The sequence below is a fragment of the Pseudomonas citronellolis genome (assembly GCF_001586155.1).
Classification (GTDB): Bacteria; Pseudomonadota; Gammaproteobacteria; order Pseudomonadales; family Pseudomonadaceae; genus Pseudomonas; species Pseudomonas citronellolis.
This window is the reverse complement of sequence record NZ_CP014158.1, coordinates 2,451,113-2,469,168: the sequence shown is the minus strand read 5'-3', so window position 1 is coordinate 2,469,168 and position 18,056 is coordinate 2,451,113. Positions and strand designations below refer to the sequence as shown.

The window sequence follows — 18,056 nt, the reverse complement described above, 5'->3', positions numbered from 1 at the left end:
ACCCCATGTCCAAGACCAACCTGTTCGACCTCGACGGCAAGATCGCCTTCGTCTCCGGCGCCAGCCGCGGCATCGGCGAGGCCATCGCCAAGCTGCTGGCCCAGCAAGGCGCCCACGTGATCGTCTCCAGCCGCAAGATCGAGGGCTGCCAGGAAGTGGCCGAGGCCATCAATGCCGCCGGCGGCAAGGCCACCGCCATCGCCTGCCACATCGGCGAGATGGAGCAGATCCAGAGCGTCTTCGCGCAGATCCGCGAGCAGTTCGGCCGCCTGGACATCCTGGTCAACAACGCCGCCACCAACCCGCAGTTCTGCAACGTGCTGGACACCGACCTGGGCGCCTTCCAGAAGACCGTGGACGTGAACATCCGCGGTTACTACTTCATGTCCATCGAAGGCGGCAAGCTGATGAAGGAGAACGGCGGCGGCAGCATCATCAACGTCGCCTCGATCAACGGCGTCAGCCCCGGCGAGTTCCAGGGCATCTACTCGGTGACCAAGGCCGCGGTGATCAGCATGACCAAGGTCTTCGCCAAGGAATGCGCGCAGTTCGGCATCCGCTGCAACGCCCTGCTGCCGGGCCTGACCGACACCAAGTTCGCCTCGGCGCTGGTGAAGAACGACGCCATCCGCAACGTCGCCCTGCAGCGCATCCCGCTCAAGCGCGTGGCCGAGCCGAGCGAAATGGCCGGCGCCGTGCTGTACCTGGCCAGCAACGCCTCCAGCTACACCACCGGCGTGGCGCTGAACGTCGACGGCGGGTTCCTCGCTTGATCGCGCAAGCGCAATGAACAAGGGAGCCTTCGGGCTCCCTTTTTCGTTGGGCGATCCGTCGATGCACGGATGCGCGCGGGTGGGGCGGCGGATCTCATCTGCGAATCGCGCCGGGGCGTCCGGCTATCGCGGACAAGGTCCGCTCCTACGAGGGAAGGAATACCGTGCCTCCCGGCGACCTGTAGCGGGCCCTGCCCGCGAAATCGCGCGCAGGGCGCGCTCCTACCAGAGAATGGCGCGGGTGGGCGGCGTAGGAGCGGATCTTATCCGCGAATCGCGCCGGGATGTCCGGCTATCGCGGACAAGGTCCGCTCCTACGAGGGAAGGAATACCGTGCCATCCAACGACCTGTAGGAGCGGGCCCTGCCCGCGATTTCGCGCGCAGGGCGCGCTCCTACAGGGGAATGGCGCGGGTGGGCGGCGTAGGAGCGGATCTTATCCGCGAACCGCGCCGGGGCGTCCGGCTATCGCGGACAAGGTCCGCTCCTACGGGGGAAGGAATACCGTGCCTCCCGGCGACCTGTAGGAGCGGGCCCTGCCCGCGATTTCGCGCGCAGGGCGCGCTCCTACAAGGGAATGGCGCGGGTGGGGCAGCGTAGGAGCGGATCTCATCCGCGAATCGCGCCGGGGCGTCCGGCTATCGCGGACAAGGTCCTACGGGGGAAGGAATATACCGTGCCTCCCGGCGACCTGTAGGAGCGGGCCCTGCCCGCGATTCGCGCGCAGGGCGCGCTCCTACATGGAATGGCGCGGGTGGGGCAGCGTAAGCGGATCTTATCCGCGAATCGCGCCGGGGTGTCCGGCCATCGCGGACAAGGTCCGCTCCTACGGGGGAGGAATGCCGTGCCTCCCGGCGGGTGGGGCGACGTAGGATGGCGTTGAGCGAAGCGATACCCATCACCACGGCCGCATGGGTTGCGTAAACTCAACCCATCCTACGAAAAGCCTCTCGGCGCAACCGGCAAGACAGTTGCTCCGGTGCGGCCCGCCTACCGCCACTCCCGCAGCGCCTGTTGCGCCGCGGCGTTGACCGGTTCCGCCTCCAGGCCCGCGGGGCCCAGGCGCACGCTGTAGACCGCCTGGTCCGCCATGGGCAGGAAGTTCACCCGCGCCGCCAGCGGCCGGAAGGTCAGCAGGTCGTGCTGGCCGTCGCGCAGCCAGCGCCACAGGTCGAAGCCGTAGGGGCTTTGCGCCAGCACCTGCTGGCGGGCCTGGGCCTGTTGCTGCTCGATGGCCAGGTAGCGGCCGGCCAGGCCCTGCAGGCGGTAGCCGGGGTCCAGGCCGATCAGTGCGGCCAAACCACGCCACTGCATGATGCGCACGTCCAGTTGCCAGAGGTCGCCGCCCAGTTCGACGCGGCGTTCGCGGTCGCCTTCGAGGATTTTCACCTCGTAGCGCTGCGGCGCCAGGCGCTGGAAGCTCAGGGTCGCCAGCGGCCGCTCGGCGGGCAACGCGTCGTAGCTGCGCAGGTCCCAGGCCGCCAGGCCCAGCGCCAGCGCGGCGGCGACGAAGGCCAGGCCGGCGCAGCCGCGCAGCCAGCCGAGGAACCAGTGGCGGTCGAAGAGGATGCGTGCGGCGACCAGCAGCGCCAGCAGGGCGATCAGCGCGAACGTCCAGGCCAGGCCGTCGTACTGCATTGAATCAGTTCCTTGCGGGTAGAATTGCCGGCATTATGCGCACCCCTCGACGCGACGGCCAGCCGTGGCATCGCAGCCTTGAACCCAGGTCGTACTTTTCATGCCCTTCACCCTCCCCTTCGAGCTGGCCATCGACCCGCTCACCCTGCTGATCCTCGCCGTCGTGGCCTTCCTCGCCGGCTTCATCGACGCCATCGCCGGCGGCGGCGGCCTGCTGACCATCCCCGCCCTGCTCACCGCCGGCGTACCGCCGCACCTGGCGCTGGGCACCAACAAGCTGAGTTCCACCTTCGGCTCGGCCACCGCCAGCTACACCTTCTACAAGCGCAAGCTGTTCCACCCGGCGAAGTGGCGCAACGGCCTGCTCGCCACCGCCATAGGCGCGGCCGTCGGCGCCTGGGCCGCGCACCTGCTGCCGGCGGAATGGCTGAACCGCATGTTGCCGGTGGTGGTGTTCTCCTGCGGGATCTACATGCTCTTCGGCGGCACGCCCAAGGCGCCGCTGGACGCCGACGCCCCGGTCGGGCGCAGGCGCCAGTGGCCGCAAGGCCTGGGCCTGGGCTTCTACGACGGTGTGGCCGGCCCCGGCACCGGCGCCTTCTGGACCGTCAGCAGCCTGCTGATGTACCCACTGGACCTGGTCCGCGCCAGCGGCGTGGCGCGCACCATGAACTTCGTCAGCAACATAGTGGCGCTGGCGGTGTTCGTCGCTTCCGGCCAGGTGGTCTGGCTGCTCGGGCTGTGCATGGGCAGCGCGCTGATGGTCGGCGCCTACCTGGGTGCGCGCACCGCCATCGGCGGCGGCGCCAAGTTCATCCGCCCGGTGTTCATCCTGGTGGTGCTGGCGCTGACCGCGCGCCTGGTCTGGCAGCACTGGTTCAGCGCGGCTTGAAGCGCAGGGAAAACGCCGGGCGTCAGTAGCCGCCGCCCGGCAGGATGGGATCGGGCCGTCCGGCGCGGCGCGCCAGCCAGCTCTCGATCAGGTAGCGGGCGATGGAACGCCCGGCCGGCAGGCGCGGCAGCGAGTCGTAGGGGAACCACTGGGCGTCCTCGATCTCGTCCGGCTGGCAGACGATCTCGCCGCTGACGTACTCGGCGTGGAAGCCGAGCATCAGCGAATGCGGGAAGGGCCAGTTCTGGCTGCCCAGGTAGCGGATGTTGCCGACCTGCAGCCCCACTTCTTCCTTCACCTCGCGGGCCACGCAGTGCTCCACCGACTCGCCCGGCTCGACGAAGCCGGCCAGGGTGCTGTACATGCCCGGCACGAAGCGCGGCGAGCGCGCCAGCAGCAGTTCGTCGCCGCGGGTGACCAGGACGATCATGCTCGGCGACAGCAGCGGGTAGCGCTGGATGTCGCAGGCGTCGCAGCGCATGGCGCGCTCGCGCGGCACGGCGCGCATCGGCTGGCCGCAGCCGCCGCAGAAACGGTTCTCGCGGGCCCAGGTGCCGACCTGGCTGGCGAAGCCGAGCATGGCGAACTGGTCTTCCTCGGCTTCCAGCATGACGTGGCGCAGGCCTATCCAGCTGCAACCCTCGACGCTGGCGGGAGACTCCAGCTCCAGCAGGTACACGGCATCGCCATCGAAGTGGCCGACGCCCTGCTCGGAGAGCACCGGCAGGTCCTGGCGCTTGAGCCAGTCACGGGGGAAGAGCACGCCATTGGCATCGCCGAGGAATTGCTGGCGGTAATGGGCCACGGCCCAACCACCCTTTTCCGCCGGGTCGAGCCAGGCGGACTCCCAACGTCCGGTACGCATCAGGCAGCCACCTCCAGGCCGAGGGCGCGCACGCTCTCGCTGGCCACGTCCAGCACGTCGGGCTGGCCTTCGGGACGCAGCACGGCGCCGCCCTCCAGGTAGTATTCGAGGCCGGTCAGGGCATCGGCCAGGGTTTCCAGCATCTGCTCCGACGGCATCTGCGTGGTTTCGATCATCTGCCGCTGGATGTAGTCGGCGCAAGCCCCGACCAGCCGGGCGGCGCGTTCCTGGCCGAGGAACCAGAGCCCGCCGCGCACGGCCTGCAGGCTGCCGGGGACGTTGGCCAGGTGCAGCTTGTCGCCGTTGGATTCCAGGTAGGCGGTGATCGCCCGCTTGGCCAGGGCCAGGCCGCCCTGGGCTTCGTCTATGACCACGATGCGCGCCTCGGCCAGCTGGTGCACGGCGAAGGACTCGGCGCTGGGCTCGAGGTCGATGATGGCGGGGGCGGCCATGCGCTCGCCGCGTTCCAGGCTGCCGACCAGGCTTTCCACGTAGAGCAGCGCGTCGGCCAGAGCGTTCAGCGCCACCGGCGACTCCACCGCGCCCCTGGCCACCCAGCCGGACACCACCGAAACCTGGCCCTGCAGCACGTTGGCCGCGGAGTTCAGGCCGACCATGCCGAGGGTCTTGGCCAGCTTGCCCAGCTGGGTGTGCAGGGTGCCCAGGGCATCGGCCGGGGACACGCCGCGCTCGATCAGGTCGAGCTGGTCCTTGACCGTGGTGAGCTCCTCGCGGATGGCCGCCGACAGCGAGCGCATCACCGCCTGGCCGGGACCGGACAGGCGCTGCGACTCGTCTTCCAGCAGGTGGTCGGTGAACGGCAGCGGCGCCAGGCCGAACACCTCGCGCAGCTCGCTGGCCCGCGGGCCGCGGGTGTCGGCCAGGGCGGTGAGGTAGAGCAGTTCCTTGAGCAGCTGGCGCGGCGCCTCGTAGTTGGCGTTGGCCAGCAGCTGCTTGAGTTCCCGGTCCAGGCGCGAGAACAGCTGCTTGCGCGCCTTGCGCGGCAGCATCTGCGCATCCACCAGGGCTTCCAGGGCGCCCGCGCCTATCCAGCACAGGCGGCTGCGCTGGCCGTAGCCGAGCAGCGCGTCGAGGCGCGCCAGGGCGCGCCCCATCAGCTTGAGGCCGGAGTAATGATCCTGTTCGCGCACCAGGGCGAGCAGGCCGACCTGGTACATGTGCCGCAGGCGGCGGACTTCCTGGGCGCGGTCGGCCACCGTGGGCACCGCGCGGGGCGCCGCCGGGCGCGGCAGGTCCAGGCGCGCGCTGAAGAAGAAGCTCTCCGGCAGCACCGGCTGGCCGGCGGCCAGGCGCACGTCGTTGATCGCCGGCAGCAGCAGCTCGGGGATTTCCTGGCGGTTGGCCTCCAGGTTCTCCAGGTAGCGGCGCAGCACGTACAGGGCGTTGCCCAGGGCGGCCAGCTGGCCGTCGCGCTCCTCGCCGACACCGGTGGGGATGTCGGTGGCCAGCTGCAGGGCTTCCTGGGCCAGCAGCTCGGCGCCGGCCAGTTCGATCAGGTTGAGGGTGCCGCGGATCTGCGCCAGGCATTCGACCGCATGTTGCAGCAGGCTGCCGTTCTGGCGCTCGGCGATGAATTGCTCGAGGTTCTGCTCGGCCTGCTCCATGGTGGCGAAGAGTTCATCGCGCACCAGACTGAGGGAGGTGGCTCCAGTGACCATCGGGCTAACGCGCCTCCTGCGCGAGGGAGTAATGGGGCATCAGTCGGCGAACTCCGGCTGCTGCTTGCTCATGTGGGCGGCCATGGCCTTCTGCAGGTCGGCCGATTGCAGCATGGCGGCGTTCCAGGTGGCGATGTATTCCAGGCCGTCCTCGACGCTGTGGTCGCGGGCGTAGCGGATCATCTCCTTGGTGCCGCGGATGGCGATCGGCGACTTGCCGGCGATCTGCCGCGCCAGTTCGAACACGCCGTCGAGCAGCGCCGCGCTGTCGGCGTAGCTGCGGTTGACCAGGCCGATGCGCACCGCCTCGGCGGCGTCGACCATGCGCCCGGTGTAGGCCAGCTCGCGCATGATGCCGTCGCCGATCAGCCGCGGCAGGCGCTGCAAGGTGCCGACGTCGGCGGCCATGCCCATGTCGATTTCCTTGATGGAGAACTGCGCGTCTTCGCTGCAGTAGCGCATGTCGCAGGCCGAGATCAGGTCGATGGCGCCGCCCAGGCAATAGCCCTGCACGGCGGCGAGCACCGGCTTGCTGCAGGCGTCGATGGCGTTGAACGAGGCCTGCAGCTCGAGAATCTTGCGGCGCAGGGCGCGGGCGTTGCGGCCGACGTCCTTGCCCAGCTGGCTGCCGGCCTGGGCCAGCAGCATCAGGTCGATGCCGGCGGAGAAATGCTTGCCGGCGCCGGAAATCACCACCACGCGGACTTCATCCGTTTCATCGGCCCAACGGAAGATATCGACGATCTCGCGCCAGAAATCGGCGTTCATCGCGTTGACTTTTTCCGGGCGATTGATGATCACATGCGCGATCTTGTCGGCCAGTTCGACGCGAAATGCTTTGTACTCGGTCACGGGGGAAACCCTCGGGAATGCCCTGCTCTGCTGTGCGCGGCAGTTCTTGTAGTGATGGCGTGCCACTATAACAAGGCAAGGGCAAAAGTCGATGCCGGCCTATGTGACACAGGGCACGCTCCAGCTGCGAACGGGCGCTAGTCGATTTCCGCCACCGGCAGGCCCTGCTGGCGGTTGCGCCATTGCCGCCAGGTGTACATCGGGATGCCCGCCATGAACACCAGGAAGCCCCAGAAGATGGCCTGCTCGCCGGTGCCGTAGAGGGCCCACAGCGAGTAGAGGAAGCCCAGCGAGCCGACGGCGATCAGCTGCGGCCGCGAGCGCGGCGAGAACTCGCTGGTGCGCACCGCCAGCAGTTGCAGCAGCGCCGCGGTGCAGAAGGCGTAGGGCACCACGCCGGTCATGGTGCCGAGCAGGATGATGACGTTGAACACGTCCACCAGGTCGCCCTGGCCGTCGATCAGCACCAGCACCGTCACCAGCAGCCCCGAGGCCCACAGGCCGTTGGCCGGGGCGCCGTGCTTGTTGAGCTTGCCGAGGGATTCGGGGAACAGCCCGTCGCGCGCCGGCGCCACCGGGATCTGCCCCTGCAGCAGCACCCAGCCGTTGAGCGCGCCGAGGCAGGCGATCACCGCGCCGGCGGCCACCAGGTAGTAGCCCCAGTCGCCCATCAGCACGCGCGCGGCGTCGGCGAAGGGCGAGGTCGACTTGGCCAGCACCTCCGGCGGCATCAGGCCCTGCACCGAGGTGATCGACAACACGTACACCCCGGCCGCGGCCAGGGTGCCGAACAGCGTGGCGCGCGGGATGGTGCGCTTGGGGTCGCGCACGTCGTCGGCCGGCACCGTCGCCGACTCCAGGCCGATGAACGACCAGAGCGTCAGCGCCGCGGTGGTGGCGATGGCCTGGGCGTAGCCCATGTTCGGCAGTTGCTCGCGCGGCGGGATGGCCAGGTAGTCGGGGTTGAAGTGCAGCCAGCCGAGCACCCCGACCAGCAGCAGCGGGATCAGCTTGAGCGCGGTGAGCAGGTTCTGCACCACGGCGAAGGTGGCGATGCCGCGCAGGTTGATGAAAGTGCACAGCCAGATGGCGCCGATGGCGGTGGCCACCATCAGCAGCGGGTCGGCCAGCGCCGGGATGAACACCCGCAGGTAGCCCACCAGGGTCACGGCGATGGCGGCGTTGCCGATCCACGCGGCCTTCCAGTAGGTCCAGGCGCACAGGTAGCCGGCGAAGCTGCCGAAGCCCTCGCGGGTGTAGGCGTAGGGCCCGCCGGCGCCGGGGTTGAGCCGCGCCAGGCGGGCGAAGGTGAAGGCCAGCAGCACCGCGCCGGTGCTGGAGACCAGCCAGCCGAACAGGCTGAGCCCGCCATAGGCAGCGAGGCTGGAGGGCAGCAGGAAGACGCCCGAGCCGACCATGTTGCCGATCACCAGCGCGGTACAGCTCCAGAACCCCATGCTGCCTTTCTTGGCAGCCTCTCCCCCGCTCATCCTCGCTCCTTAGGTTCCGCCGCCCTGGACGACGGAATCAGCTGTCGGCATTTTCCACGATGCACTCAACTGTATAGCAGCGCCGGCCGTCCACGTCCTGCACCTGCAGGCCATGCACATCGGAATCGAAACCGGGGAAGTCGTGTTCGAAGGTCCGGGCGAAGGCCAGGTAGTCGAGGATCGAGCGCGTCGCCTCGGTGAAGCGCTCACCGGGCATGATCAGCGGGATGCCCGGCGGGTAAGGCACCAGCATGACCGCGGCGATGCGCCCTTCGAGGCGCTCGATGGGCACCGCCTCGACCTCGCCGCGCACCAGCTGGGTGTAGGCATCGGCCGGGCGCAGCGCCAGCTCCGGCAGGATGGTGTACATGCGGCGCATGGCCTTGGCCGTGGCGTGCTCGCGGTAGCAGGCGTGCAACTGCTCGCAGAGGTCGCGCAGGCCCATGCCGGCGTAGCGCGCCGGGGCGGCCTGGAGCACGCTGGGCAGGGCCTCGGACAGCGGCGCGTTGCCGTCGTAGCTGCGCTTGAACTCCAGCAGCTCGGTGACCAGGGTGCTCCACTTGCCCTTGGTCACGCCCATGGAGAACAGCACCAGGAAGGAGTACAGGCCGGTCTTCTCCACCACCAGGCCGCGCTCCCAGAGGAAGCGGCCGACCACCGCGGCGGGAATGCCGTGCTCCTCGAGACGCCCGGCGGCGTTCAGGCCCGGGGTGGCCAGGGTGACCTTGATCGGGTCGAGCAGCACGTAGTCGTCTTCCACCTCGCCGAAGCCGTGCCACTCGGCGTCGGGCTCCAGCAGCCAGTCGCGGGTGCGCACCTCGTCGGTGCCTTCCACCCCCGGCGGCTGCCACACGCAGAACCACCAGTCGCCGGCCGCCAGGTTCTGCTGCACGTTGGCCAGGGCGCGGCGGAAGCTCAGGGCCTCGTCGAAGGTCTCCTGGATCAGCGAACGCCCGGCCGGGCCTTCCATCATCGCCGAGGCCACGTCCAGCGAGGCGATGATGCCGTACTGCGGCGAAGTGGAGATGTGCATCATGAAGGCTTCGTTGAAGCGCGCGCGGTCCAGGCGCCGCTTGCCGCCGTCCTGCACGTGGATCATCGAGGCCTGGCTGAAGGCCGCCAGCATCTTGTGCGTGGAATGCGTGGTGAACACCAGCGGGCCGTCCTCGCCGCGGCTGGTGGCCATGCCGTAGCGGCGGTCGTAGAACTCGTGGAAGGCGGCGTAGGCGTACCAGGCCTCGTCGAAGTGCAGCACCTCGACGCTGCCGTCCAGGGCCTGCTTGATCAGCTCGGCGTTGTAGCACAGGCCGTCGTAGGTGGAGTTGGTCACCACCGCCAGCCGCACCTTCGGCTCGCGGCCGCGGGCCAGGGGGTTGGCGGCGATCTTCGCGGCGATCGACTCGCGGCTGAACTCGGACAGCGGAATGGGCCCGATGATGCCCAGCTCGTTGCGCTCCGGGCACAGGTACAGCGGGATGGCGCCGGTCATGATGATCGAGTGCAGCACCGACTTGTGGCAGTTGCGGTCCACCAGCACCAGGTCGTCGCGGCTGACCATGGAGTGCCAGACGATCTTGTTCGCCGTGGAGGTACCGTTGATCACGAAGAAGGTGTGGTCGGCGCCGAAATTGCGCGCGGCGCGGGCCTCGGCTTCGGCGAGCGGGCCGGTGTGGTCCAGCAGCGAGCCCAGCTCGGGCACCGAAACGGACAGGTCCGAGCGCAGGGTGTTCTCCCCGAAGAACTGGTGGAAGGCCTGCCCCACCGGGCTCTTGCGGTAGGCCACGCCGCCGCCGTGGCCGGGTGTGTGCCAGGAATAGTTGGACTGCGCGGTGTGCTCCACCAGGGCGCGGAAGAACGGCGGCAGCAGGCCCTCCAGGTACTTGCGCGCGGCCCGCGAGACCTGGCGGGCGAGGAAGGGCACGGTGTCTTCGAACAGGTAGAGGATGCCGCGCAGCTGGTGCAGGTCGGCCATGGACTCGGCCGGCGCGTTCTCGATGGTCATCTGCTCGCCGAGGGCGAAGATCGGCAGCTGCGGCGCCCGCACCCGCGCCACGCGGATCAGCTCCACCACGTCCTGCAACAGGCGCTGGTTCTCCCCCGCCCCCTCGGCGGCGACCAGGATGCAGGCCAGGCCATGGTGGGTGGAGGCGACGATGCGCCCCTCGGTGGCGCTGGCGGTGGACAGGATGCTGAAGCCGTCCAGTTCCAGTTCGCGGGCGATGCCGCGGACGCGGTCGCCGGCGACGGTGTCGGCCTTGATGTCGCGGTGGACGATGAGGATGGGGAATTTCAGATCTTTATACATTGTGAGCCCCGAATGCTGACGGAGGCTTTCCGTCGATCCCCTGCAGCGTATGGGCTTACATTCCGCAGGGGAATAGGGCCGGCTGCTGGCTATAAGAATAGGTCGCACGGGCGAAAGGCGGGGCTGGGGAGGTCGGCTTCAAGAGCGCCCTCTCGCCAGCGCGCGGAGGTCACCGACTGCGCCGAGGCGCTTTTCGTAGGATGGGTTGAGCGAAGCGAAACCCATCGGGCCAGGGTGATGGGTATCGCTTCGCTCAACCCATCCTACGAGGAGACCTGCGCCCGCAGGAGCGGACTCCGTCCGCGATCGGATTCACCGGCGGCACGAATACCCCCACATGACAGCCCCGCCCCACTCCGGCATCCTTGACCCTCCGCCCCGCCCCCACGAGAGCGCAGATGAACCTGCCCCCCCGACAGCAAGACATCCTCGACCTGGTCCGCGAACGCGGCTACCTGAGCATCGAGGAGCTGGCCCAGCAGTTCGCCGTCACCCCGCAGACCATCCGCCGCGACATCAACCAGCTCGCCGAGCGCAGCCTGCTGCGCCGCTATCACGGCGGCGCGGCCTGGGACTCGAGCATCGAGAACACCGCCTACAACACCCGCGCCGACCAGATGCGCGACGAGAAGCAGCGCATCGCCGAGGCGGTGGCGGCGCAGATTCCCGACGACGCCTCGCTGTTCATCAATATCGGCACCACCACCGAGGCCATCGCCCGCGCCCTGCTCGGCCATCGCCACCTGAAGATCATCACCAACAACCTGCACGTCGCCGCCATCCTCAGCGCCAAGGACGATTTCGAAGTGCTGGTGGCCGGCGGCACCGTGCGCGGCGACGGCGGCGTGGTCGGCCAGGCCGCGGTGGACTTCATCGAGCAGTTCCGCGCCGACTTCGCCCTGGTGGGCATCAGCGGCATCGACGAGGACGGCAGCCTGCTGGACTTCGACTACCAGGAAGTGCGCGTCTCCCGCGCCATCATCGACAACGCCCGGCAGGTGTTCCTCGCCGCCGACTCCAGCAAGTTCGGGCGCAACGCCCTGGTGCGCCTGGGGCCGATCGGCCTGGTCGACCGCCTGTTCACCGACGCCGCGCCGCCGCCCGCCGTGGCGCGCCTGCTGGCCCAGCACAAGGTGCAGCTGGAGCTGGTCTGACGCGGCCTGCGTTCGAATCCGAAAATCCCCGGTAAATCAGCCGAATGGCTGGGTTCCAGCCTAGCCATTCGGCGCTTGCTCGCCTATTCTATTTTCGAATTCGAACGCATTCATGTTCATTTACAGCCAAGAGGACGCCCCATGAGCCATTCCCACAAGCGCTCCGCTCCCCTGGCTGAGGTCTACGACCTGGCGGTGGTCGGCGGCGGCATCAATGGCACGGGCATCGCGGCGGACGCCGCCGGGCGCGGCCTGCTCACCTTCCTTTGCGAACAGCACGACCTGGCCAGCCACACCTCCTCGGCCAGCAGCAAGCTGGTCCACGGCGGCCTGCGCTACCTGGAGCACGGAGAATTCCGCCTGGTGCGCGAGGCCCTGGCCGAGCGCGAAGTGCTGCTGGCCAAGGCGCCGCACATCGTCCACCCGCTGCGTTTCGTCCTGCCGCACCAGCCGCACCTGCGCCCGGCCTGGATGATCCGCGCCGGGCTGTTCTTCTACGACCACCTGGGCCGGCGCGAGAAGCTGCCGGCCTCGCGCGGCCTGCGCTTCGGCGCCGACAGCCCGCTGCAGGAGCACCTGCGCCGCGGCTTCGAGTATGCCGACTGCTCCGTCGACGACGCCCGCCTGGTGGTGCTCAACGCCATGGCCGCCCGCGAGCGCGGCGCCCACGTGCACCCGCGCACCCGCTGCGTCAGCGCGCGGCGCAGCAAGGGCCTGTGGCACCTGCACCTGGAGCGCGACGACGGCAGCCTCTATTCCATCCGCGCCCGCGCCCTGGTCAACGCCGCCGGGCCCTGGGTGGCGCAGTTCCTCCGCGACGACCTGCGCCAGCGGCCGCCCTACGGCATCCGCCTGATCCAGGGCAGCCACCTGGTGGTGCCGCGGCTGTACGAGGGCGAGCAGGCCTACATCCTGCAGAACGAGGACCGCCGCATCGTCTTCGTCATCCCCTACCTGGGGCGCTTCACCCTGATCGGCACCACCGACCGCGAATACCTGGGCGACCCGGCGAAGGTGCAGATCAGCGACGAGGAAACCGGTTACCTGCTGGCGGTGGTCAACGCCCACTTCAAGCGCCAGCTGCATCGCGAAGACATCCTCTGGAGCTTCTCCGGGGTGCGCCCGCTGTGCGACGACGAGTCCGACGAGCCGTCCGCCGTCACCCGCGACTACACCCTGGCGCTGCAGGGCGCGCCAGGCGAGGCGCCGCTGCTGTCGGTGTTCGGAGGCAAGCTGACCACCTACCGCAAGCTGGCCGAGGCCGCCCTGGCCGAGCTGGCGCCGACCTTCCCGCGCCTGGGCCCGGCCTGGACCGCCGATGCCCCGCTGCCCGGCGGCGAAAACATGAGCAGCCCCGAGGACCTGGCCGTCGAGCTGCTGGCCAGGCATCCCTGGCTGCCGGCCGGCCTGGCGCGGCGCTGGGCCACCAGCTACGGCACGCGCAGCTGGCGCCTGCTCGACGGGGTGAAGGGCGAAACCGACCTGGGCGAACACCTGGGCGCCGGGCTCTACGCCCGCGAGGTGGACTACCTGTGCCGCGAGGAATGGGCCGAGAACGCCGATGACATTCTCTGGCGCCGCAGCAAGCTGGGGCTGTTCCTCGATGCCGCGCAGAAACTGCGCCTGGCCGAGTACCTGGCGCGCGAACACCCGCGCAAGGCCAGCGTGCAGGTAGCCTGAGCAGGCTTCAGAGCGAGGCGTTCAACTCGCTGATCAGCGCTTCGCGGTGCTTGAGCGAGGCCAGCGCGCTCTCGCCCAGGCGTCCGGCCACCTCGCTGAGCAGCCCCTGGGCCAGGAGCATGAAGGCGCACATGCTGTTGCTGTAGAACAGGCTGTGGTTGGGCACGTAGAAGCTGTGCGCCGCCACCCGCGCCAACGGCGAACTCGAAGAATCGGTCAGGGCCACCACCTCGATGCCGTGGCGCGCCGCCACTTCGGCGGTGGCCAGCACGCTGGGCGTATAGGGGAAGCAGTTGGCGACCACCAGCACGTCGCCGGCATCCAGTTGGGCGAGCGCATCGGCCACGCCCTGGCGGTTGGAGTCCAGCGCCGCCACATCGGGGCGCAGCATCCCCAGGCCGTAGGACATGAACAGCGCCAGCGAGGTGAACTGGCGCATGCCGTGGATGCGCACGCGGCGCGCGCCGGCCAGCAGTTCCACCACGCGGGCGAACGCTTCCGGCTCCACCTGCTCGATCAGGCTGGCGATGTTGGCGCTTTCCTGCCGGCCCAGGCGCGTCAGGCGCGACAGGGTGCTGTCGGCGGGGGTCAGCAGCAGGCGCGAGGCCTGGTCGCTGTAGAAGCTCTTGCCCTCTCCCGTAGGAGCGGACCTTGTCCGCGATAGCCGGACGTTCCGGCGCGATTCGCGGATGAGATCCGCTACGCTGCCCCACCCACACCATCCCCCCGTAGGAGCGCGCCCTGCGCGCGATTCGCGGGCAGGGCCCGCTCCTACAGGTCGCCGGGGGGCACGGTATTCCTCCCCGTAGGAGCGGACCTTGTCCGCGATAGCCGGACATTCCGGCGCGATTCGCGGATAAGATCCGCTCCTACGCTGCCCCACCCATGCCATTCCCCTGTAGGAGCGCGCCCTGCGCGCGAAATCGCGGGCAGGGCCCGCTCCTACAGGTCGCCGGGGGGCACGGTATTCCTCCCGTAGGACCTTGTCCGCGCTAGCCGGACATCCCGGCGCGATTCGCGGATAAGATCCGCTGCGCCACCCGCGCCATTCCCCTGTAGGAGCGCGCCCTGCGCGCGATATCGCGGGCGCAGCCCGCGCCTACCCGGCCAACTGCGCCTCCAGCTCGGCGATGCGCGCCTGCAGGCGTTCGCGTTCGGCGCGGGCCGGGCCTATGTCTTCGTAGACGCTGATCAGGTGCTCCGGCAGGCCGTCCTGGCGGCGGCGCTGCAGCGAGGTGCGGGCGCGCACCCAGACGTAGCGGCCGTCCTTGCGCCGGCAGCGCTTTTCCACCACGTAGCGGTCGATCTCGCCGGCCAGCATGCTGCGCAGCAGCTGCAGGGTGCGCTCCAGGTCGTCGGGGTGGGTGAGCTGCTGGAAGGTCATGCCGTAGAGTTCCTCGGCGCTGTAGCCGAGCAGTTCGCAGAGGCTGCCGTTGACGCGCTGCCAGGTGCCGTCCAGGCCGATGTAGGCCAGCGCGCCCCAGGTCAGCTCGAAGATGGCGCGCAAGCGCTCCTCGCTGTTGCGCAGCTCTTCCTCGGCGGCCATGCGCGCGGTGTTGTCCATGCTGATGCCGACTATCTTCACCGAGCGCCCGGCGCTGTCCTTGATCACCCGGGCGCGGGAGGCGATCCAGCGCAACTGGCCGTCCGGGCGGTAGATGCGGAAGTCGCACTCACAGCCGCTGCCTTCGGCGATGGCCTGGTCGTACATGGCGCGCATGGCGGCCACGTCCTCGGCCGGCAGGTGCGGCCAGAAGTCCTGGTTGTGGCTCACCGGCCAGCCGTAGACCTCCTCCACGTTGGGCGAGTAGGTCACCTCGTCGCTGATCAGGTTCCACTCCCAGGTGACGATGCGCGCGCTCTCCTGGGCCAGCTTCATGCGCGCCTCGCTCTCCATGATCTCGGCGGTGTAGCGGCGGCGCACGTCGGTCATCGGCAGTTCGATGGGCTCCAGCGCCTGCAGGTCGCGCACCGCCTCCTCGCCATAACGCAGCCAGATCCAGTTGACCTTGAGGAAGGCGGCCAGCTTGCGCAGGTTGTCGTAGTCGATCTCGCCGCCGCGCGTCCACTTGTGCACCGCGGTGCGCGAGATGCCCAGCGCGGTGGCCACGGCCTGCAGGGTCAGCTTGTTGAGCTCGAGCAATTCCTTGAGGCGGAAGGCGAAGCTGTTTTCCGTCATACGCGGTCCTGTGCTGGAAGAAGCCTGGAGCCGCAGTATACACAGCTGTAAACCGCCGGATTACAGCAAACCCCGGGGCGCACGGCCGTGCGCCCCGCCGGCTCACGCCAGGCCGGCCAGCTTCAGCCAATGGGCGTAGAAGCCCTCGGCCACGCGGTTCAGTTCGGCCACCTTGCGCGGCAGGTCGGCGAGCATCACCTCGGCGCTTTCCTGGCTCGGCTGGCTGGGGTCCAGGTACTGCGGCCAGCCGTTGATCCAGCCGCTGACCAGCTCCTCGGTCATCTCCGGGTGGCCCTGCAGGCCGAGGACGAAGCCGCCCCAGGAGAAGCCCTGGTTGGCGCACCAGGGGCTGGACAGCAGGTGCTCGGCGCCCTCGGGCAGCTCGAAGGTATCGCCGTGCCACTGGTAGATCGGGAATTCCTCGGGCAGGTGCGCCAGCCACGGACTCGCGGACTCCAGGCGGCGCATCGGCTGCCAGCCCATCTCGGTGTAGCCCTGCTGGCGGATGGACGCGCCCAGGGCCTTGGCCAGCAACTGGCCGCCCAGGCAGTGGCCAATCAGCGGCACCCGGCGCTCGATGAAGCGGCGCAGCGCCGCCACCTCGGTGCGCAGCCAGGGCAGGTCGTCGTTCACGCTCATGGGGCCGCCCATGATGGCCACGGCTTTCGGGCGCTCCAGGTCGTAGCCGTCCAGCTCGCCGTGGTCGGCGCGGCGCACTTCGAAGCCCAGGCCGGCGCGGTCGAGCACGCGGGCCAGGTGGCCCGGCGGGCAGAAGTCGGCGTGGGTCAGGATCAGGATATCGGTCATGCTTACCTCCGCGCGGCAGTCTGCCGCAAAAGGCGCGCGACCATAACCCCCAGCGCGCCCGCGGGCAGGCCCGCACCGCCTTCCGGCGGCGCGGGCGCATGGGGTTCATGGGAGTGGGAAGCCGCCGGCCGACGCGGCCTGGCGGCGAGACGAAGGTGTTGGATCAGGGACGCAGGCTGCTCACTTCCTGGGTAACGCCCCAGCCGTCGAGCACACCTCCGAGCGGCGCCACGACTTCCTCCAGGTCGTGTTCGAATGCGCCGATCGCCGCGTGGGTGGCGAACATCACCTTGCTGATCTGCAGGTTCCAGCCACCGTCGGAGCGGGCTTCGACCTGGGCCCTCAGGGATTCGCCGCGGAATTGCCGGGCGGCCTGGCGGGCGTTCTGTTCATCGGGAAAGATGGCGAAGAAGTCGATGGGATGAATGCGGGCGAAATCGAAGCCCCCTTCCTTCATCCGGCGCAGCACATTGACACTGATATCCTCCGAGAGGGGCTTTTCCATGGTACGCACCTCCTTTCGAGACGTTCAGGGTTTCACCTAGTTTCCCAGCCGATGCGGACCTGGCTTGCGACCGGGCCCGCGGCGGGCACTCGCTGTGCCACAGGAAACGCCAAAAATGCTTCAACGTCCCCCAATTGGTCGCCAAAGGTCTTGAACTGGCAGGCAGGAAGGCCCGTCTGCCGGCAACCAACAGTTTCAGAGTAGCGTCTATGCAGGCCGAATGCCGCCCTACCGGTCAGTCGGTACGTTCGGCGGCGACGGGCGGCAGCGCCGCGGGGCGCGTCGCCAGCAGCAGGGCCGCCAGCACCAGGGCCATGCCCAGGGCGTGGCCGGCGCCGAAACGCTCGCCCAGCAGGCTCACGCCGACCAGCGCCGAGCCCACCGGCATCAGCCCGGTGAACAGCCCGGCGGTGCTGGCCGGCACCCGGGAAATGCCGCGGTACCACAGCAGGAACGACAGCACGCTGGCGCTCAGGGCGTAGAACAGTGTCCAGCCCCAGGTCGCCGCCGGCACCGCGCGCCAGTCCAGCGTCCGCGCCTCGGGCAGCGCCAGCGGCAGGAACAGCAGCAGCCCGGCGAGGTTGACGCCCAGGGCCATGGTCCAGGGGTGCAGGTGCAGCGACAGGCGCCGCGAGTAGATGGCGAACAGCGCCTCGGCGAGCACCGCGCCCAGCACCAGGGCGTTGCCCAGCACGCCGCTGCGGCCGCCCGCCGGGCGCTCCAGCAGGTTCAGCGCGGCGATGCCCAGCACCGCCAGGGCGATGGCCAGCAGGCCGCGCGGCTCCAGGCGCTCGCGCAGCCACAGCCAGGCCAGCAGGGCGATGACGCTGGGCGTGGCGCTGGTGATGATGCCGGCGCTGGTGGCGGAGGTCAGCTGCACGCCGTGCAGCATGCACAGGCTGAACAGGAAGCAGCCGAAGAAGGCCTGCAGGAACAGCCCGCGGCAGGCGCCGCCATCCAGCCCCGCGCGCACCCGCGGCAGGGCCAGGCCGGGCAGCAGCACCAGGCTGGCGATAAGGAAGCGCAGCAGGGCGAACAGGTAGACGGGCAGTTCTTCCAGCACCAGCTTGCCGATGGCGATGTTGCCGCCGACCAGCAGCATCGACAGGGCCAGGCAGAAATAGGCGAAAGGCATGGCGGCTTCCTTGCGACAGGCGAAGGGAAAGGCGGCCGACTTCCTACGGCCGCGGACCAGTCCTACAGCATCCGGGCTGCGCCCCATGGGTGCAAGCCCCTTT

General features: G+C 69.2%; 15 protein-coding genes. 4 read left to right on the top strand and 11 right to left on the bottom strand.

The features are described 5' to 3' along the window. Positions 1-5 precede the first annotated feature (5 nt). Entirely contained in the window at positions 6-773 is a 768-nt protein-coding gene (locus PcP3B5_RS11180) for an SDR family oxidoreductase (protein WP_061561283.1), read from the top strand. A gap of 989 nt (positions 774-1,762) precedes the next feature. Here PcP3B5_RS11180 and PcP3B5_RS11175 read toward each other — a convergent pair. Next, positions 1,763-2,410, bottom strand: a complete 648-nt coding sequence (locus tag PcP3B5_RS11175) for a hypothetical protein (protein WP_061561282.1) — start codon at positions 2,408-2,410, stop codon at positions 1,763-1,765. 100 nt (positions 2,411-2,510) lie between these two features. On the opposite strand from PcP3B5_RS11175, the gene PcP3B5_RS11170 reads away from it, so the two are divergent. Then, positions 2,511-3,302 (top strand): TSUP family transporter, encoded by a 792-nt coding sequence (locus PcP3B5_RS11170; RefSeq protein ID WP_043315350.1) that lies wholly within the window; start codon positions 2,511-2,513, stop codon positions 3,300-3,302. A gap of 22 nt (positions 3,303-3,324) precedes the next feature. Here the strand turns inward: PcP3B5_RS11170 and nudC are convergent, their stop codons facing one another. The 5 genes from nudC to PcP3B5_RS11145 form a co-directional block, all read right to left on the bottom strand. Next, positions 3,325-4,167: an NAD(+) diphosphatase gene (nudC, locus tag PcP3B5_RS11165; protein WP_061561281.1), complete on the bottom strand. Its 843-nt coding sequence runs from the start codon at positions 4,165-4,167 to the stop codon at positions 3,325-3,327. After that, positions 4,167-5,846 (bottom strand): FimL-related protein, encoded by a 1,680-nt coding sequence (locus PcP3B5_RS11160; RefSeq protein ID WP_043266856.1) that lies wholly within the window; start codon positions 5,844-5,846, stop codon positions 4,167-4,169. The genes nudC and PcP3B5_RS11160 overlap by 1 nt, the downstream gene beginning before the upstream one ends. A gap of 39 nt (positions 5,847-5,885) precedes the next feature. Then, entirely contained in the window at positions 5,886-6,698 is an 813-nt protein-coding gene (locus PcP3B5_RS11155; RefSeq protein ID WP_043266857.1) for a crotonase/enoyl-CoA hydratase family protein, read from the bottom strand. 137 nt (positions 6,699-6,835) lie between these two features. Then, positions 6,836-8,188: an amino acid permease gene (locus PcP3B5_RS11150; protein ID WP_009619219.1), complete on the bottom strand. Its 1,353-nt coding sequence runs from the start codon at positions 8,186-8,188 to the stop codon at positions 6,836-6,838. Between the two features lie 37 nt (positions 8,189-8,225). After that, positions 8,226-10,493, bottom strand: a complete 2,268-nt coding sequence (locus PcP3B5_RS11145) for an Orn/Lys/Arg family decarboxylase (RefSeq protein WP_009619217.1) — start codon at positions 10,491-10,493, stop codon at positions 8,226-8,228. 398 nt (positions 10,494-10,891) lie between these two features. Here PcP3B5_RS11145 and PcP3B5_RS11140 point away from each other — a divergent pair, with 398 nt between their 5' ends. Both PcP3B5_RS11140 and glpD read left to right on the top strand, forming a co-directional pair. Beyond that, positions 10,892-11,647 carry a DeoR/GlpR family transcriptional regulator gene (locus PcP3B5_RS11140; RefSeq protein WP_061561280.1) on the top strand — a complete coding sequence of 252 codons (756 nt, stop codon included), beginning with the start codon at positions 10,892-10,894 and terminating at the stop codon, positions 11,645-11,647. 141 nt (positions 11,648-11,788) lie between these two features. After that, entirely contained in the window at positions 11,789-13,327 is a 1,539-nt protein-coding gene (gene glpD, locus PcP3B5_RS11135; RefSeq protein WP_061561279.1) for a glycerol-3-phosphate dehydrogenase, read from the top strand. A gap of 7 nt (positions 13,328-13,334) precedes the next feature. Here glpD and PcP3B5_RS11130 read toward each other — a convergent pair whose 3' ends face one another. The 5 genes from PcP3B5_RS11130 to PcP3B5_RS11110 all read right to left on the bottom strand — a co-directional run bounded on the left by PcP3B5_RS11130 (position 13,335) and on the right by PcP3B5_RS11110 (position 17,953). After that, on the bottom strand, positions 13,335-13,835 hold the full coding sequence (locus PcP3B5_RS11130) for a MurR/RpiR family transcriptional regulator (RefSeq protein WP_237143084.1): 501 nt from the start codon (positions 13,833-13,835) through the stop codon (positions 13,335-13,337). Between the two features lie 591 nt (positions 13,836-14,426). Beyond that, on the bottom strand, positions 14,427-15,506 hold the full coding sequence (locus PcP3B5_RS11125) for a PAS domain-containing protein (RefSeq protein WP_061561278.1): 1,080 nt from the start codon (positions 15,504-15,506) through the stop codon (positions 14,427-14,429). Positions 15,507-15,608: 102 nt separating this feature from the next. Further along, complete coding sequence (locus tag PcP3B5_RS11120; RefSeq protein ID WP_058489109.1) at positions 15,609-16,313, bottom strand: type 1 glutamine amidotransferase; 705 nt, start codon at positions 16,311-16,313, stop codon at positions 15,609-15,611. Between the two features lie 163 nt (positions 16,314-16,476). Further along, the gene (locus tag PcP3B5_RS11115) at positions 16,477-16,818 is read right to left on the bottom strand and encodes a ribonuclease E inhibitor RraB (protein WP_009619201.1); all 342 of its coding nucleotides are present in this window, start codon (positions 16,816-16,818) and stop codon (positions 16,477-16,479) included. Positions 16,819-17,053: 235 nt separating this feature from the next. Next, on the bottom strand, positions 17,054-17,953 hold the full coding sequence (locus tag PcP3B5_RS11110; RefSeq protein ID WP_061561277.1) for a DMT family transporter: 900 nt from the start codon (positions 17,951-17,953) through the stop codon (positions 17,054-17,056). Positions 17,954-18,056: the final 103 nt, after the last annotated feature.

What these genes read in the sequence shown, in the direction of transcription:
- PcP3B5_RS11180 (WP_061561283.1), top strand. Translation starts at nt 6, where the DNA reads ATGTCCAAGACCAACCTGTTCGACCTCGACGGCAAGATCGCCTTCGTC.
- PcP3B5_RS11175 (WP_061561282.1), bottom strand. Translation starts at nt 2,410, where the DNA reads ATGCAGTACGACGGCCTGGCCTGGACGTTCGCGCTGATCGCCCTGCTG.
- PcP3B5_RS11170 (WP_043315350.1), top strand. Translation starts at nt 2,511, where the DNA reads ATGCCCTTCACCCTCCCCTTCGAGCTGGCCATCGACCCGCTCACCCTG.
- nudC (WP_061561281.1), bottom strand. Translation starts at nt 4,167, where the DNA reads ATGCGTACCGGACGTTGGGAGTCCGCCTGGCTCGACCCGGCGGAAAAG.
- PcP3B5_RS11160 (WP_043266856.1), bottom strand. Translation starts at nt 5,846, where the DNA reads ATGGTCACTGGAGCCACCTCCCTCAGTCTGGTGCGCGATGAACTCTTC.
- PcP3B5_RS11150 (WP_009619219.1), bottom strand. Translation starts at nt 8,188, where the DNA reads ATGAGCGGGGGAGAGGCTGCCAAGAAAGGCAGCATGGGGTTCTGGAGC.
- PcP3B5_RS11145 (WP_009619217.1), bottom strand. Translation starts at nt 10,493, where the DNA reads ATGTATAAAGATCTGAAATTCCCCATCCTCATCGTCCACCGCGACATC.
- PcP3B5_RS11140 (WP_061561280.1), top strand. Translation starts at nt 10,892, where the DNA reads ATGAACCTGCCCCCCCGACAGCAAGACATCCTCGACCTGGTCCGCGAA.
- glpD (WP_061561279.1), top strand. Translation starts at nt 11,789, where the DNA reads ATGAGCCATTCCCACAAGCGCTCCGCTCCCCTGGCTGAGGTCTACGAC.
- PcP3B5_RS11125 (WP_061561278.1), bottom strand. Translation starts at nt 15,506, where the DNA reads ATGACGGAAAACAGCTTCGCCTTCCGCCTCAAGGAATTGCTCGAGCTC.
- PcP3B5_RS11120 (WP_058489109.1), bottom strand. Translation starts at nt 16,313, where the DNA reads ATGACCGATATCCTGATCCTGACCCACGCCGACTTCTGCCCGCCGGGC.
- PcP3B5_RS11115 (WP_009619201.1), bottom strand. Translation starts at nt 16,818, where the DNA reads ATGGAAAAGCCCCTCTCGGAGGATATCAGTGTCAATGTGCTGCGCCGG.
- PcP3B5_RS11110 (WP_061561277.1), bottom strand. Translation starts at nt 17,953, where the DNA reads ATGCCTTTCGCCTATTTCTGCCTGGCCCTGTCGATGCTGCTGGTCGGC.